This is a genomic window from Paenibacillus sp. Marseille-Q4541, from assembly GCF_018310695.1.
GTDB lineage: Bacteria > Bacillota > Bacilli > Paenibacillales > Paenibacillaceae > Paenibacillus.
Genome location: NZ_JAGXCY010000010.1, coordinates 66,325 through 82,208, shown reverse-complemented (window position 1 = coordinate 82,208; position 15,884 = coordinate 66,325). Strand labels below are relative to the sequence as shown.

12 protein-coding genes and 1 pseudogene are annotated in these 15,884 nt (G+C 42.1%); 9 read left to right on the top strand and 4 right to left on the bottom strand.

The annotated features are described in order from the left end of the window. Positions 1-48 precede the first annotated feature (48 nt). Entirely contained in the window at positions 49-264 is a 216-nt protein-coding gene (locus KFT32_RS13010) for a YqzE family protein (protein ID WP_211747644.1), read from the top strand. A gap of 50 nt (positions 265-314) precedes the next feature. On the opposite strand, the gene KFT32_RS13005 is transcribed toward KFT32_RS13010, so the two are convergent. From KFT32_RS13005 to KFT32_RS12995, 3 genes are all read right to left on the bottom strand, one after another. Continuing rightward, entirely contained in the window at positions 315-1,244 is a 930-nt protein-coding gene (locus tag KFT32_RS13005; RefSeq protein ID WP_211747643.1) for a hypothetical protein, read from the bottom strand. A gap of 188 nt (positions 1,245-1,432) precedes the next feature. Continuing rightward, positions 1,433-2,392 (bottom strand): YqhG family protein, encoded by a 960-nt coding sequence (locus KFT32_RS13000; protein ID WP_211747642.1) that lies wholly within the window; start codon positions 2,390-2,392, stop codon positions 1,433-1,435. Continuing rightward, positions 2,389-4,188: a DEAD/DEAH box helicase gene (locus KFT32_RS12995; RefSeq protein WP_211747699.1), complete on the bottom strand. Its 1,800-nt coding sequence runs from the start codon at positions 4,186-4,188 to the stop codon at positions 2,389-2,391. Before KFT32_RS12995 ends, KFT32_RS13000 begins: the two co-directional genes overlap by 4 nt. Positions 4,189-4,449: 261 nt before the next feature. Here KFT32_RS12995 and murB point away from each other — a divergent pair, with 261 nt between their 5' ends. Both murB and KFT32_RS12985 read left to right on the top strand, forming a co-directional pair. Then, positions 4,450-5,466 carry a UDP-N-acetylmuramate dehydrogenase gene (gene murB / locus KFT32_RS12990; RefSeq protein WP_349304904.1) on the top strand — a complete coding sequence of 339 codons (1,017 nt, stop codon included), beginning with the start codon at positions 4,450-4,452 and terminating at the stop codon, positions 5,464-5,466. Positions 5,467-5,747: 281 nt separating this feature from the next. Next, positions 5,748-6,206, top strand: coding sequence for a MarR family winged helix-turn-helix transcriptional regulator (locus KFT32_RS12985; protein WP_211747641.1), 459 nt, complete (start codon positions 5,748-5,750; stop codon positions 6,204-6,206). A gap of 48 nt (positions 6,207-6,254) precedes the next feature. Here KFT32_RS12985 and KFT32_RS12980 read toward each other — a convergent pair whose 3' ends face one another. Next, positions 6,255-6,554: a hypothetical protein gene (locus KFT32_RS12980; protein ID WP_211747640.1), complete on the bottom strand. Its 300-nt coding sequence runs from the start codon at positions 6,552-6,554 to the stop codon at positions 6,255-6,257. A 155-nt stretch (positions 6,555-6,709) separates the two neighbouring features. Here KFT32_RS12980 and KFT32_RS12975 point away from each other — a divergent pair, with 155 nt between their 5' ends. The 6 genes and pseudogenes from KFT32_RS12975 to KFT32_RS12950 all read left to right on the top strand — a co-directional run bounded on the left by KFT32_RS12975 (position 6,710) and on the right by KFT32_RS12950 (position 15,873). Next, a complete protein-coding gene (locus KFT32_RS12975; RefSeq protein WP_211747639.1) occupies positions 6,710-8,716 on the top strand; it encodes a Na+/H+ antiporter in 2,007 nt (668 codons plus the stop codon). 209 nt (positions 8,717-8,925) lie between these two features. Next, positions 8,926-9,684: a polysaccharide deacetylase family protein gene (locus tag KFT32_RS12970; RefSeq protein ID WP_211747638.1), complete on the top strand. Its 759-nt coding sequence runs from the start codon at positions 8,926-8,928 to the stop codon at positions 9,682-9,684. A 36-nt stretch (positions 9,685-9,720) separates the two neighbouring features. After that, entirely contained in the window at positions 9,721-9,918 is a 198-nt protein-coding gene (locus KFT32_RS12965) for a YwbE family protein (protein WP_211747637.1), read from the top strand. Between the two features lie 200 nt (positions 9,919-10,118). Continuing rightward, positions 10,119-13,880: pseudogene (locus KFT32_RS12960) on the top strand (alpha-L-arabinofuranosidase C-terminal domain-containing protein). A gap of 181 nt (positions 13,881-14,061) precedes the next feature. Then, complete coding sequence (locus tag KFT32_RS12955) at positions 14,062-14,967, top strand: ABC transporter permease (protein WP_211747636.1); 906 nt, start codon at positions 14,062-14,064, stop codon at positions 14,965-14,967. Between the two features lie 15 nt (positions 14,968-14,982). After that, positions 14,983-15,873 carry a carbohydrate ABC transporter permease gene (locus KFT32_RS12950; protein ID WP_211747635.1) on the top strand — a complete coding sequence of 297 codons (891 nt, stop codon included), beginning with the start codon at positions 14,983-14,985 and terminating at the stop codon, positions 15,871-15,873. The last annotated feature ends 11 nt before the right edge of the window (positions 15,874-15,884 follow it).

The following is a 15,884-nucleotide window of genomic DNA, read 5'->3' as shown; positions in this document are numbered from 1 at the left end:
CCCGTACACACTAAAGAAAATGATCGGCAGGGCAAAGGAGTGTTGAACATGGCTAAAGGAAATGATCTGGTAAGGTATATTACGGAGCAGGTCGTTGAATATATGGGCAAGCCGAAAGAGGAGCGTAAATCCACGAGGGGGAAACGGAAGGAACCTTGGCAAACGAAATGGTTTGGAATGCTTCCATTTGGAGTTAGCATGTGGGCAAAGGACAAGAAAAAAGGAGTTCAGGGTAGAAAAAAGGAATCAGATCACAGTATCTGATTCCTCCGTATTAAAGGTCTTATCCCAGTAAATTGGGATAAGACCTTATTTTATTTGGAGCTTTCGTAAAAATGGCCTTTGCCAAGCAGCCTCTCAGCTGGAATATACCTTATTTGGGAGGGATGAGTACCTATTCTAACGAAATGTAGATTTTTCATATCTGGGCTTGTCCATGTAGCATAGCCTGAAATAGCAAGCGGACCACTGTACCACATATTATTACCAGGTGAACTGAAAATGAGTTGCTTAGATGAATCAAGCTGCTGGAGTAGCAAGGACTCTGAAGTTATTGCTACTGGAGTCGTAACCAGCCATTGCAAATTTTCGGAAGGATCAAAGGGTAAGGAAGTTTTTTGTATATTCGAAAGCCTATGCTCTCCACCAATCCTAGCTGCAAATGTTTCTGAAGCAGGTGGTTCATCGAGCTCTTCTGGATTTCCAAGAAGTACGTCTCCATTTCCAGCGTCTACGTAGGTTGAATTACCTGCTATCTGAATTACCCAGTAAGATAAGATCCCTGTGGACTTCATTTGATATGAAGCGGAGTCTATCGTTCCTTTCTCACCTTGTGGCAGATGTCCATGTAAGCTTAATAATTCAGGATCAAAAACAGAAGCACTTCCCACTCCGTATTCGGTGACCAGATATGTTATATCCTGCGTCGCTTTGACCTCATTCTGTAATTGCTCTGCGGTAATCATTACATAGCCGACAATATTTTCCCCTTGGAGAACGTGCACCAGATAACTATGAGTTCCAGGACCAAGCGGCATTATGTTAAGGGTGGAATGGTTAAATAAAGCAAATTCACTATCTTTGGAAAGCTCTTTTACGGTACGCTCTGCAAGCTGAGTTACTTGATCGGGAGCAGAGACAGCAGCAACTTCTGATCTTTGCTCTGCAAAGGAAGGTGCAAAAGATGAGAAGAGACAGAACATGGACATACAAAGTATGGTTAAACCAAGTTTCGTTAATTTCAAGGAATCAACACCTTCTTTTCTGCAGGCATAAAAAAACGGCACCTGCTGTTCTTATCTTCATTTTACCGATGAAAGAACGAGAAAGGTGCTGTTTACTGGAGTGGAAAGAAGACAGACCTGCACTAGTTTTGGCGAAAAAAGCGATCTTTCCTATACCCATGACGAAGTATGTGGAAGAGAACATATCATTATCGTAAATGCATGATTCCACAGCTCACCGTACTTACATTGATTTTAGGTTCATACTGCCATTTCATTTCGCTGCGTCTACGATTATATTGTTCCTGTATCGGTAACTTCTGTTCTTCTTCCGGTTGTTCCTTAAGTAAATCTTCATAGTATGTTTCAAGTACAATCAGCTCTTCGTCAAGCCGTTTCTTAGCGGCATCTGCCCAGCTGTAGTCAAGTAAACTGAGTTTCCCTTGAATATGCTTTTCCAATGACTCCGCAGCTTGGTTGATCGGTATTCGACTTCCTTGAACGTGCATATTATCCGGAAGTCTAGGACTGAGTTCTCTTTTATCAAGAACTTGGCCAAAATCTTCAGCGATACGTCCGGTAAGCAGAGAAATACCTAGAAAATGCAGTTCCTCCCGTTTGAGGTCACAAGACAGCTCTATTTTGAAACAGACAACGAGCCAAGGTTCATAGGCTTTCGGCATCGATCCACTGATCTGTCTTTTGGAGGGCTGTTCAAACAAATTAACGTAAGCGCCACCTTCACGAGAGGCTGAAAAAATCTGCTTCAAACGCGAACTCCCATAAATCATAGGTTCACGAAGCACGCGCCCTGGTCCGAGTACGGGAAGAGAAGGGACGTGTCCGAAGTAATGGCCTAACAACGCATCCTGATTACCTGGCTTCGTACCCAGTTCAGCAGCCGTCTCCATGTTTGCTTGCTGCTTTTGTAACTCCTCGGCTTTCTCATGCGCTTCTGGATCAAAAATAAACATAAAGGACATCGTCTCAGCAGGTGCTCCTGTCCGATCGACAAATCCCCAATAATAGGGGCGGTTGGTTAGTGCCTTATCGGCTTCGACAGACAATTTTACCGTAACATGAGACGGGGATTTCTCCAGCACCTGACAATCCATCGCTTCCAGATACGTCATCACATACGACTGTACTTCTTCCTTGGACATGGTCATGAGGAGCTCCCCCTTTTGCCTCTTTTGGTTGTACTTTTAACCTGTTGCATCTGCATAGGATCGAGAACACTGCCTACTGCATCTTTAACAAGTGGGACATCAGGCTGTTGCTCCACTTCTTCCTTAATCGAATGAATGTTATGAGATAAAGCATTCATTTTCTCATTGATTTCATCTTCACTTGAGGACTCTAGAATAATTTTAGAAAGACTTTTCTCAATAGATTCTTGCTTTTCGAGCCTCTCCAAAATAACATCAAGTCCGCCAATGACCATTTCGAACATATTGATTTTTTCATGCAGTAGGTTCAAAATATGTTCTTCAATCGTGCCATGGGTTGCTAGGTTATAAATATTGACATCATTTTGTTGCCCCAGTCTATGGACCCGTCCAATACGCTGTTCCACTCGCATCGGATTCCAAGGAAGATCGAAATTGATCATGTTATGACAAAACTGCAGGTTAATTCCTTCGCCGCCCGCTTCCGTTGCAATCATTACTTGAACCCGGCCACGGAAAAGATCCATCATCCAGTCTTTTTTCCCTCGGTTCATGCCGCCTCTATAAGGAACAGCTGTCAGACCACGATCTCGGAAGTAATTCAGCAAATATTCCTGTGTAGCTCGGTATTCGGTAAAAACAATTACTTTTTCATTCATTTCGCGAATAAGTTCCATTGTTTTTTCTGCTTTGGTGTTGGCCTTAATTGCTTTAATGTTCGCAACGAGGTCCCAAATCCGGTCACGCCATGGTGAGTCAGGAGCAAGCTTCTTTGACAAATTTACGAGCGTAACGAACACGGCATCCCGACTGCTACATACTTCTCTCTGTAAAGTTACCATCGAGAACATGCTGGTCATATTCCCGCCAGCAGAATGGAACTGATCTTTCACGAAAGAAGTGACTCCATCATAGAGTGCTTGCTCTTCAGGTGAGAGAGTAAGATTAATATTCGTTACTTTCCGCTTGGTAAACTGAACAGGGCCTTCTCCGCGGCGATTACGAATCATCACTTTGGATAGCTCATCTTTCAGTTGGTCCTCATTTTTAGCCATTCGTTTATCGACTACAAAATTAGCAGCAAAATCGCCTTGACGGCCAAGTTGCCCGGGTTTTAGGAGTGTAATCAGGTTAAACAGCTCACTCAAATCATTTTGTACCGGAGTAGCAGTTAACAATAGGCAATATTTTTTACGCAATTTCAGCATGAACTGATAATTGGACGTTTTTTTATTTTTTAGCTTATGGGCCTCATCTATAATAATCATATCGTAATCGGTACTCATCAATATTTCCTGATGGGGGTCGCGTTTTGCTGTATCCATGGAAGCGACAACAATATCATTTTGCCAGGAGTATGCTTTCTTTTGAGCGACAGCCGGAATACCGAATTTCGAATTGAGTTCTCTTACCCATTGCAATACAAGGGAAGCAGGAACGAGAATAAGTACTTTAGATACGAGACCACGAATCAGATACTCTTTTAAAATAAGTCCCGCCTCAATCGTTTTGCCGAGTCCCACTTCGTCTGCAAGAATTGCCCGTCCAGACATCTCAAACAGCACTCTACGAGCAGTATCAATCTGATGAGGTAATGGGGTGAGATCATGGATGTGTTTTAGGCACTGCATATCATCGAAGCTTGGAATGAGACCTCTTTCTTCTGCCTGGACGGCAAGTTGAAAAAGACGGTAATCCCCCCAAGGTCCGCCTTTATCCAGTCTAGTTGTAAGTTCCCCCAGCCAACTTTGATCAAAATGAATTGGAACTGGCAGCGGTCCGGGCTGGTAGCCCATGTGGGTGGGTGGTATTTTTCTATTCACTGGTGTAATTGCCTCCCCTGTCGTCTCATAATTCTCCATAGTATGGACGAAAGAGAAAAGATTCATAACTACTTAAGAAAGTTGCTAATAAACATACCGACTGTTTTATGAATTCTTAATAAATTTGACTTCAAAGAGGTGCGTATACATAATGGCTACATACTATATAATTGTATATAATGGTTAGACATCATGAAGCGCTTTTGTTTTGTGCAGCAGTAGGAGGGACTTATAGTGAATAAACAATTAATACAAAGTAATGCGGATTTATCAGCTTATTCTACTTATGAGATCGGAGGCAAGGCCAAGTATTTGGCTGCGCCCACCACTATAGAGGAGTTAACGTCCGTACTTGAATTTGCGAGAGAACAGGAACTAAAGCCGTTTTGGTTTGGCATGGGTTCCAACATCCTGTTCCCAGATGATCCGAAAGAAAATATGATTTTTATTAGTCTTAAGGAGCTTAAAGAGACCCATATTGATGAAAAGGGCTGGTTTGTTTCAGCTGGCATGCCTATGTCACACCTTGCATTGATTGGTCTGGCGTCCGGTACATCCGATTTTGATTTTTGTTTCCTGCTTCCGGGAACGGTAGGTGCAGGAATCTATATGAACGCGAAGTATTATAATAGACAAATTTGCGATATTCTGGACACGGCCTTTTATATTGATTTGAACGATCCGAATTTTGAAGTACAGTCTATTCATGTCGATGGGTGCGGGTACAGCTACAAAAATTCCATCTTTATGAACAATGATTGGATTATTGTAGGAGCGTATTTAAGGCATCCTGACGTTACGGCACTTGAGCAGGGGATACGTGAAGTAGCTCGTCTTGAACAAGTAGTAGAATATCAGAATCCATCCGCACTACCTAATTTCTTTAAGTACTATACAACGATGGCGGAGACTTGGGCTCATGATAATAAAGGTGAGGTTCCCGCTTCTTTCAAGAGTGTAGTAGACGATCGGGGAAGTAAGTTTCATTTTGATTATCCTTCTTGCGGGTCGGTTTTCAAAAATAACTACGATTTTGGTGAACCGATGGGTAAAGTGGTTGACCGCCTAAACATGAGAGGAACTGTACGTGGCGGCGCATCCATTTCTTCTTGGCATGGCAATATGATTGTCAATCAGGGCAGTGCAAAAGCTGAAGATATTGTACATTTGGTTGAGCAAGTGAAAAAATCGGTGAACGAGACATTCGGATTTATTCCGGAAGAAGAATTGATCATTGTTGAAAAGAAATAATAGGTAGTATTTCATTTACAAAAAGAGTAAAAAGCTTACATACTGTTCCCTTAGGAACATGCATGTAAGCTTTTTTTACGTTTTTAATACGAAAGCGGACATAGGTTAAACTTGTTTTGAACAATTGCTTTATGATAAAGTTATTATATAAAATAGCTATTTTTCGGGGGCAAAAGTGCTGAATCGTTCGTTTTTGTATGTGAATGTGATGATATGAATTTCTATTTCTGAACGTATCGTCTATGATAGACGTATACGTTTTCAGAGAGGGAGAAATTTCAATGGCGAATGATTATGAGCTGCAGGCTGCGGAACTAGAAACGTTTGATCATTTTTTAACTACTTTTATTAGATATAAAAATAAAATATATGCAGAACAGCAAAAAGAATTTAACCACAGGTTAAACCCAACGAAGATACAAATCATATATATGTTATCTCGTGAACGACTAATGGCGGTCGATATTGTGAAGCGGCTCCAGCTTTCTTCTGGTGCTACGACGATTGTACTGAATCAACTGGAAAGTGAAGGTTATATTACTCGTGCTCGTAGTGATGAAGACAGACGAATGGTGTGGTTATCCCTAACCGAAGAAGGACAGTTAACCGCGGATGCCATGCGAGAAAATCGGATACGCTTTAATAAAGAGATTTTAGGGCTGTTATCACAAGAGGAAAGAGAGCAATTTTTGGATATCGTGAAAAGAATTGAAGATCGAATCCTTAATGTTCTTAAATAAAAAGATCCAAACTCTTGAAGCCAATGCTGCTGGAGTTTGGTCTTTTTTTTATAATTTAAATCTTTGTATATGATGATGTAACATCTCTTGCTTTAGTATTTCCTTTTGTCTTGGTCCGAGTAGATCAAAATGCGGAAACGGATTTCGATGATGAATATATTTGGGATCAAGATCATGCTCCTTACACCAGTTCTGCAGCCGCTTGAGATCGGAGCACCCTACCTTGGTAACACTTTTAATACTAGGGAAACGGGGATCAATCCAGTAATGAGTCAGATAGGCAATTTGACCTTCCCTGACTTGATTTTTCCACTCCTCAAGCTCACTTCGTCTAATGCCAAAAGCCATGTTATTCATCCTTTGCTTCATTACTTTTTAGTCGTCTGTCCTTTCATGTTACATCAAAAATGGGATAGAAGCGAACAAGGATACGGAAACTACGAAACGTAGAAATCACTTGATACTAGCCCTGAGGAAAGAAGCAAGAGAGGAAATGATGACGTATGGAGCTTTTTATTACAATACTCATTCTGCTCATAATTATCGGATTATCCAACGTAATTAATCGGTTTGTTCCTTTTATTCCGGTGCCACTCATTCAAATAGCACTTGGGGTTGTCTTTGAAATTTTACCATTCGGTGTTCATCTGGAATTAAATCCGGAGCTGTTTTTTGTCCTGTTCATAGCTCCGCTCCTTTATAATGATGGGCGTAAGACCCCGCGAGACGAACTATGGAGTCTACGTACTCCAATTCTATTGCTTGCTTTGGGTCTCGTTTTTTTAACAGTGCTTGTGGCGGGGTACGGTATTCATATGCTGATTCCTAGCATTCCACTTCCAGCGGCATTTGCACTTGCTGCGATTCTGTCTCCGACAGATGCAGTAGCTGTTGGGGCCATGGCAGAACGGGTTCATCTACCGAAAAGCATACTGCGAACACTCGAAGGGGAAGCGCTCATGAATGATGCTTCCGGTCTTGTCGCATTTAAATTTGCGCTTGCAGCAACGGTTACGGGTGTATTTTCTTTAACTGAGGCATCCGTTAGTTTTGTCGTTATCGCTGTCGGAGGATTACTTCTGGGAGCAATCATGTCCTTTCTTATCCGTAAGCTTGGAGTTTTGCTTAGACGACTTGGGATGGAAGACGTAACGGTTCATATGCTTATTCAAATTATTACTCCGTTTATTATTTACCTAGTGAGTGAAGAACTTGGCTTATCAGGAATTCTAGCTGTTGTTGCAGGTGGTATTATTCATGCTATTGACCGGGATCGTGCAGATACCATTCAACCTAAAATGCAAATCGTGGCTGAAAGTACTTGGTCCGTCATTGTCTATATATTAAATGGTCTTGTGTTTGTTATTCTCGGCTTACAGCTTCCGAACGTAATTAGTAAGATATGGGAAAATAATGCTTTTATTCATGTTCAAATCATTTCCTATATTTTCGTCATCACCCTCATGCTGTTTGTTCTCCGATTTGTATGGATCTATGCGTTTGAAACGACAGCTTGGAAGATGAACAAACAAGAAAAGCCTATATTTAAACATATTATTTTAACAACGTTGTCTGGGGTACGCGGGGCCGTAACCCTTGCCGGTGCTTTTTCAATCCCATTTGTATTAATGGATGGCTCCCCTTTTCCTGAACGTGATCTCATCCTCTTTATATCTGCTGGTGTGATTTTATTGACGCTAATTACGGCAAGTATTGCGCTGCCGATTATTGCTGACAAAGAAGAGGAAGCTGGAACCGATGTCATTGAAGTCCGTGCTCTAGCCAAAATGTTTCATCGTTCGATTCTAGCTGTAAAATCGGAAATGAATGATGAGAACAAAGCAGCAGTACTATCGGTTGTCGCTGATCTAAATAAATATTTAACTCGATACTCCGCTTCAGATGATAAGAAAAAATGGGGAAGCACTTATCAAAAACAAGAACTGGCTATTCGAATGAAAGCAATTCATGCAGAGCGAAAAGAAATTGAGCATCTCCTGAAAGCGGGAGAAGTAAATGAGGAACTAGCAATGTTTTATTTGAAAGTTCTGGATCGCCGTGAAATCGTAATGTCCAGCCGGATGAAATCACAAATCTGGTCTTCTTTACGAAGTATCGGACGAACGATTGGGAGAATCTTCATGAAGAAAAGGGTGGATTCGAATCACCCGATGAGAGAAAGGGCAGACGCTTCCCGTGCCCTTCGTATGCAAACTTGTGACAAAGCCATTACGGCAGTTCGGAATCAGATGAACGAAGATAACCGGGCAGCATCCTTGACGATTATTTCGAACTATGAACGCATTATGTCCATGCTACGCGGGGGAGCAATGGAGCTAGATGATGATGCTTTCAATGAGAAAAAACTGGAACTGCAAATTAAAGCAATCCAGGAACAACGAAATACGGTTCAAGAAATGTTTGAGACGGGGGATATTCACCGAAATACGGCAGCATCTTTGCGTCAATATATCAATAATTTGGAGTCTAATCTCCTTAGTGAAGAATAATTGAACTGAGTGAAGGAAGAGTTGTCTTTATTGCTGTGATGGCATTGGGGACAACTCTTTTAATATGTTAAGGGGTAGATACCTTTCCTGTATTTTGTAATGAAACTTCAAAGTATTTTTTTACAAATCGAAATTTTTATATTTCCTCTTCTTTGTGGGATACTACTGAGCATGTTATGTACACAAGACGAATGTAAGGTGAGGATGATATGACGATAAGAAAATGGCTATTTGCATTAGCATCCACTACGCTTGTATGTGCTTTGATTGCCCCTGATGTAAAAGCAAGTCAGCCTATTATAAAGGATCGGACTTATTATGAAAAAAGGGGAGACATCGTATGGGAAGCTCCTGTTTCCAAGAAACAGATCGCTTTCACTTTTGATGACGGGCCAGATGAGGAAGAAACTGTGCAAATTTTGGAGCTTCTCAAAAAATACGATGCGAAAGCTACTTTCTTTGTTGTAGGCCAGCAATCAAAAACCAAAGGTCACCTTATTCGTAGGGAAATAGCGGAAGGACATGAAGTTGGCAATCACACCTATTTTCATACCTTTGCGGATCAAATCAAGAAAAAAGAGGATTACATGAAAGAACTAGAAGATACAGACCGGATCATCGAAGAGGCAGGAGCACCGAAACCCACTCTTTTCCGCCCCCCAGGTGGTGTATATAACGATATTGTGCTTGAAAGTGCTAAAAAAAGGGGATATACCATTGTACTATGGTCATGGCATCAGGATACAGCAGACTGGAGTAGACCAGGAAAACAGCGTATTATAAATAAAGTACTTCGTAATGCTCGCAATGGGGATATCGTTCTTTTTCATGACAATGTACACGGACAAAGTCAAACGGTGAAAGCACTAGAACGCATTTTACCTGAATTGAAAAAGCAAGGATATCAATTTGTTACCGTCTCGGAGCTGCTGAAGACGAAGGAGAAGGAAGTCATGGAACTTCCTTGAATTTTGGGGAATGTAGGAGAAGGGGAGAAGAGAGCAATGAATGGGAATAGTAGAGCCGATATTCGTGCGGGTCTTGAAGTAGATATTGTATTGAAACAGGATCAAAGAACGGGGAAATTAACAAGAGGTATTGTAAAGGATATTTTGACGAATTCACCTAATCATCCACATGGAATCAAAGTAAGACTGACAAGTGGCGATGTAGGCAGGGTAAAGCATATTTTGCAGAAATAAACCCAATTGTTATAGCCTAAAATAAGCAAAGGACTCTATGTAGAGTCCTTTTTTTCGTGAACTAATCAATCACTTTACATATTTGTTATTGAAAAATCTGTTCAAAATGAGTACTATACGTGTAAATGATCGTTTTATATATTTATAAATCGATTTACATTTATAGAAATTAAATAGTGATATACATAGGAGGCTATAGAATGAGCAGTTTCAAAGAAAAACTCATCGCACATTACAAATTCGATAATGTGGAAAACATCGGTGAAGACAGCTCAGGAAACGGGCATAATGGAGTAGCTTCCGGTGAGCTGACACCACAATTCTCTTTCGTTTATGCCAGATCCGCTGCTACTTTTTCGGGGGGGCGAAATGGAACATCCTATTTACAGTTACCATCCGGTTTACTTAAAGATGTAAGCGATAACACGGGGCTGACGGTCACTGCATGGGTGAACTTCGGCAAGGGTTCCAACGTTTGGGAAAGAATTTTTGACTTTGGTAAGGGGGAGAAAAGCCCCAATATATTTTTGACACGTCAGCTTAGAGGCACACTGAATGCCGGGGATGATCTGGTAGTGGACCCCGGCCGCGGATTTGTAAGTGGAGAATGGATGCATATCGCTCTGTCGGTAGTAGGTACCAAGGAAGGCAAGCTGGGCAGTGCAGGCCCTATTGTTTATGTGAATGGGGAAAGAATAGCGGACGGATCCATCAGCCAAACCTCCAGCGGCAATTATGCTAAACTGCGCAGATGGTTTGATACGTTTAAGGATACCGCGAATTATTGTCAAAATTATATTGGACGGTCTCAGTATCCAGCCGATGTGGATTTTACAGGGGCATTGTCGGATTTTCGAATTTATCAAGCTGGCCTGACCATGGATGAAGTAATCGAAGTAATGTGCGAGTCATTGACGGATGAAGAGATTGTGAAACTCGCAGATAAATATTTATCTTTTCCAACAAAAATTATTACAAGAGACGTTTCATTGCCCGCTAGTTTACTCGGGGATAAAGTACAGGTGAGCTGGAACTCGAGTCGTCCGGAATCTCTCTCTCACAGCGGTGAGGTTCAGTCCATCACTTTCCCTGAGGAAATTAGACTCAGTGCAGTATTGCGTAAAGGGGAGAGTACGCTGAGCAAACATTTTGATACAACCGTTGTACCGGAGCAGCTCCCTCCATATACAGTCACGATACACGGGAATCAAAAGGTTGCTGATATCAGTGAAGTTATGTACGGACTTTTTTACGAGGATATTAACAATGCCGCCGATGGTGGAATCTATGCGGAGCTGGTACAGAATCGCTCGTTTGAATCTTTTGCATTTGACACATACTCACCTGAATCTGGAGCCTGCGGTTGTTCTACCGGCCGAAATCGTGATCCTTTGTTTGCGTGGTCTGGAGATACCCATCAGATGAATGTGCAGAATAAAGGCGGATTAAATGAACACTTTGGACTGGATGATCCAGATGTGAACGCTTATTATGTAACGGTCCAGGAGGGGGCAACGATTCGCAATCGCGGTTTCTCGGATTCCAATCAACATTGTGCGATGTCGATTAAGCAGGGAGAGAACTATGATTTTACCGTTTGGGCGAAATCGGATGCTCTAGGTGCTATAACAGTTCAGTTACAGGATACAAACAATGAGCCTATCAGTGAGCCATTCACAATTCATATAGAAGGTGGGGGTTCTTGGAAGAAATATGGCAAACAAGATCAACACAGTATTGTTCTTACAGGAACTAAGACGGCCCTAGGCCAGTTGGTACTCACTTTCAAAGGTGATATTTCTATCGATATGGTGTCGTTGATGCCGCAAAATGTATGGGGAGCAGACTCAAATGGTGGAAATAAGATATCTGCTTCTGCACACGCCAATTACACGGGAAATCCCAATTATCGACTGAGAAAGGATCTGGTTCAGGCACTTGTCGATCTGCATCCGACGTTTCTGCGTTTTCCGGGAGGTTGTATCTCAGAGGGCTCTTTTATTTGGGAGAATGTCTACGATTGGAAAGAATCTATAGGTGAAGTAGAACGGAGAAAAGAGAACTACAATGTCTGGGGCTACATGATGACAATGGGACTTGGCTATATGGAATACTTCCAATTGGCTGAGGATCTGAATGCCCTTCCAGTTCCCGTCATGGCATGCGGTGTTTTGTGTCAGGCGCGTTCGAACTATGCACATCCGGCAGGGGGAGCATTAAGGGAGTACTATATCAAGAACTTTACTGATCTGATTGACTTTGCACTCAGCACGGATACGGATCATAACGAATGGGCAAGAGTACGCAGCAGCATGGGTCATCCGGAGCCATTTGATCTTCGTTACCTGGGCGTAGGAAATGAAAACTTTGGATATGAGTTTTTCGCCAACGTTGAAGTTTTTAAAACATCGATTGATGAATACATGAAGCTTCATTATCCGAACCATGAACTACATATTATTTCAACGGTTGGTGCACAGGCAGATGACGATGCTTATCAGCAAGGATGGAAATTCCTTAGTGGAAATCTCACCGGATCAGCCCAAGTCGCTTTTGCCGATGGCATAGAGGTCATTGAGGAAACAGTAACCTGGTATGAGAATCAGAAAAACTATATGGATACGATTGCGGATGAGCATTACTACAGGTCTAATGAATATTTGCTGAACAATGCGGACCGTTACAACTACTATGAGCGGGCCTACTACGCGGATGGAAGTATCAACTGGAAAGAGACGTCCAAGGTATTTGTGGGGGAATATGCTTCCACGGATAAAAACACACTGGCAGGAGCTGTAGCTGAAGCTGCGGTCATGACCGGTTTTGAAAATAATGCGGATGTGGTCCGCATGGCGGCTTATGCGCCATTGTTCAATAAGGTACTTACAGATGGTACGTACCGCTGGACACCGGATTGCATCTGGTTTGATGATGAAACGGTGTGGTTTACACCCAATTATTATGTGCAGCAGCTTTTTGCCAAATATGCTGGCGATCAGGTGCTTGGCACTTCCTTTGATACATATAGCAAAGGTAAGCAGGTGGAACTTATTCCGCGTGGCGGGATCGAGATTGCTACAGGCAATGCCGACATTGTTGTGAAGAAAGTTGTCGTTACATCGAATAGGGATGGCAGTATCCTTTTTGAAGAAGATTTCAGGGAACAAGGGGCACCCTGTAAAGCATGGAGCCTCATTCCTGGATCAGAAGGATATAAGGCGGAACCTGGCTTAGGTTTAATTTTGAAGTCACAGGCGAGCGGCCTAAACGGGTTATATCTGATGAATGATGAATGGACACACTACAAGGTACAGGTTGAGGCACACCGGATATCAGGTCAGGACGGATTCTATATTGGTGTGGGACTGACGGATATTTCCCCTGAGAAAAAAGATGTGATTGAATAAGCCATCAGTTATGGAGGTCAAGCAACAGGAGTAAAAGTGTATAAACAAGGTACTCAAGGATATACACTGGGGGATTATTCATCCAGTTCAGCAGCAGGAAACCTTAGAGCGGCGAACTATGAACCGCTGGAGAACGAGACGGATTACATCATTACCGTTAATTATGGAGGAGAGACCGGAAATAGCCTGATTTGTTCCTACCAAAGCGGGAATTTTACTAGTAAAATGCTGGATTACAAGCTTGAAGCGTACAACCGGGAGGTATTCCATTCGGTTACGAGAGATGCAAAGCATATATATGTGAAATTGGTCAATGCAGACGGTGTAGATAAGGGAACGCGGATTTGCCTGCAGGATTTAAATGTGGGAACGAGTGCAACACTGATCACCCTGAGTGGAGAGGAAAGTCTGCTACATGTGCCAAATGTAAACAAGAAGAACGATGAAAAAATAACCCCGCAGCGACAAAAAATAGAACTGCAAAAAGACACTGTTGTACTTGAACTTCCTGCGCATTCTGTAAATGTGCTGGTGATGAACTGCCTGGAATCATAAATAACTAACAAATGCCTCCATCTTGTAGAAGACATATTCGTCACTACAGGAGGGAGGCATTACTATATTCTTAATTACACGCCCTTAGGCAGAGTCAACAGAAGATACCTAATGTAAATACCCTACACTATTGCAGAGTCTGGCGTGCTTCTATAATAAAATTTGAAGGAGGAGACAGCTTATGCGTTCCAACTACAAACAATTTATACGAAACATTCCGCTTCATCTTATGATTTTGCCAGGACTCATTGTTATTATTGTATTCGGTTACATTCCGATGGCTGGGCTCTCTATTGCCTTTCAGAATTTCTCTCCCATCTCCGGATTTAAAAACATGAACTGGGTTGGCCTAGATAATTTCAGATACCTGTTTGATCTGCCTGGTTTTGGACAGGTCGTATGGAATACGGTGTTCATATCCGTGATGAAAATTGTTTCTGGTCTGGTGATTCCGGTGCTCGTTGCCTTATTGCTCAATGAAGTAGGTAAAACAGGATTCAAGCGAACGATTCAAACGGTTATCTATATGCCGCATTTCTTCTCATGGGTCATCCTTGCCGGTATTATTGTAGACGTGTTATCCCCGAGCAGCGGGATCGTTAATATGTTACTAAAGGCTTTAGGTATTGAACCGATTCAATTCCTAGCTAGTAATGAATGGTTTCCTTACATACTCGTTATTACAGACCAATGGAAAGAATTCGGATTTGGCACAATTATTTATTTGGCAGCACTCACGAATATTGATAAGTCTCTTTATGAAGCTTCCGTCATGGATGGCGCAGGGAAATGGAAGCAGACATGGCACATTACACTTCCAGGGATACGTCCCATCGTAATTTTGATGGTTACGCTAAGTCTTGGAAATGTACTCAATGGCGGTTTTGATCAAGTGTTTAACCTTTACAATCCACTCGTCTATGAATCAGGAGATATTCTCGATACGATGATCTATCGGATTGGATTACAGGATGCGCAGTACTCGGTATCTACGGCACTGGGTCTTATTAAGTCCGTAGTGTCCTTCATTTTTATCGGACTAGGTTATTTTTTAGCTTACCGCTTTGCTAATTATCGGATTTTCTAGAAAGGAGGCAGGAGTATGCACCTTACTTCGAAAGCCTATCGATGGTTTTTAGGATTCAATTACGTCATTCTTACCATTCTTGCCTTACTTTGTCTGTTTCCGATTGTTAATATTTTGGCCATTTCCTTTAGCTCGAGTGATGCAGTCAAGGCGGGCAGTGTAACATTTTGGCCAGTGGACTTTACCTTATCGTCTTATCAATATATTTTGGAGAATCAACAGTTTTTGAATTCCTTTGGCACAAGTCTCCTTCGTGTAGTATTGGGAGTCTCCATTAATTTAATCTTTACAGTGCTTGTCGCCTACCCTCTCTCCAAAGAAGCTACCAGATTTCGTTCAAGAACTTTCTATGCTTGGTTATTCGTATTTACGATGTTGTTCAGCGGGGGGCTTATCCCGGGTTATCTTGTGGTGAAGGAAGTGGGCCTGCTAGATTCGATCTGGGCGCTTATTTTGCCAGGAGCCGTGCCCATCTTTAACGTACTGCTCATGCTCAATTTCTTCCGGGGGTTACCCAAAGAGCTAGAAGAAGCATCATGGATGGATGGGGCCGGACACGTTCGAACGTTATGGAGTATATATCTCCCCATCTCACTTCCTAGTATCGCGACCATTATACTATTCTCCATGGTGGGTCATTGGAATGCGTGGTTTGACGGGATGATCTATATGAAAAGTCCGGAGCATTATCCGCTCGCTACGTATCTTCAGTCGATGTTACAGCAAGTTACCATGATTCAGAGTGAAATAATGACGCTCGAAGATGCAACATTATTAAGTCAAGTATCCGATAGAACAACCCAGGCTTCACAGATATTTTTGTCGGTTATTCCGATACTGTTAGTATATCCATTCCTACAGAGATATTTTGTTCATGGACTTGTTGTTGGGAGTGTTAAGGGATAAGCTTGTGAGGA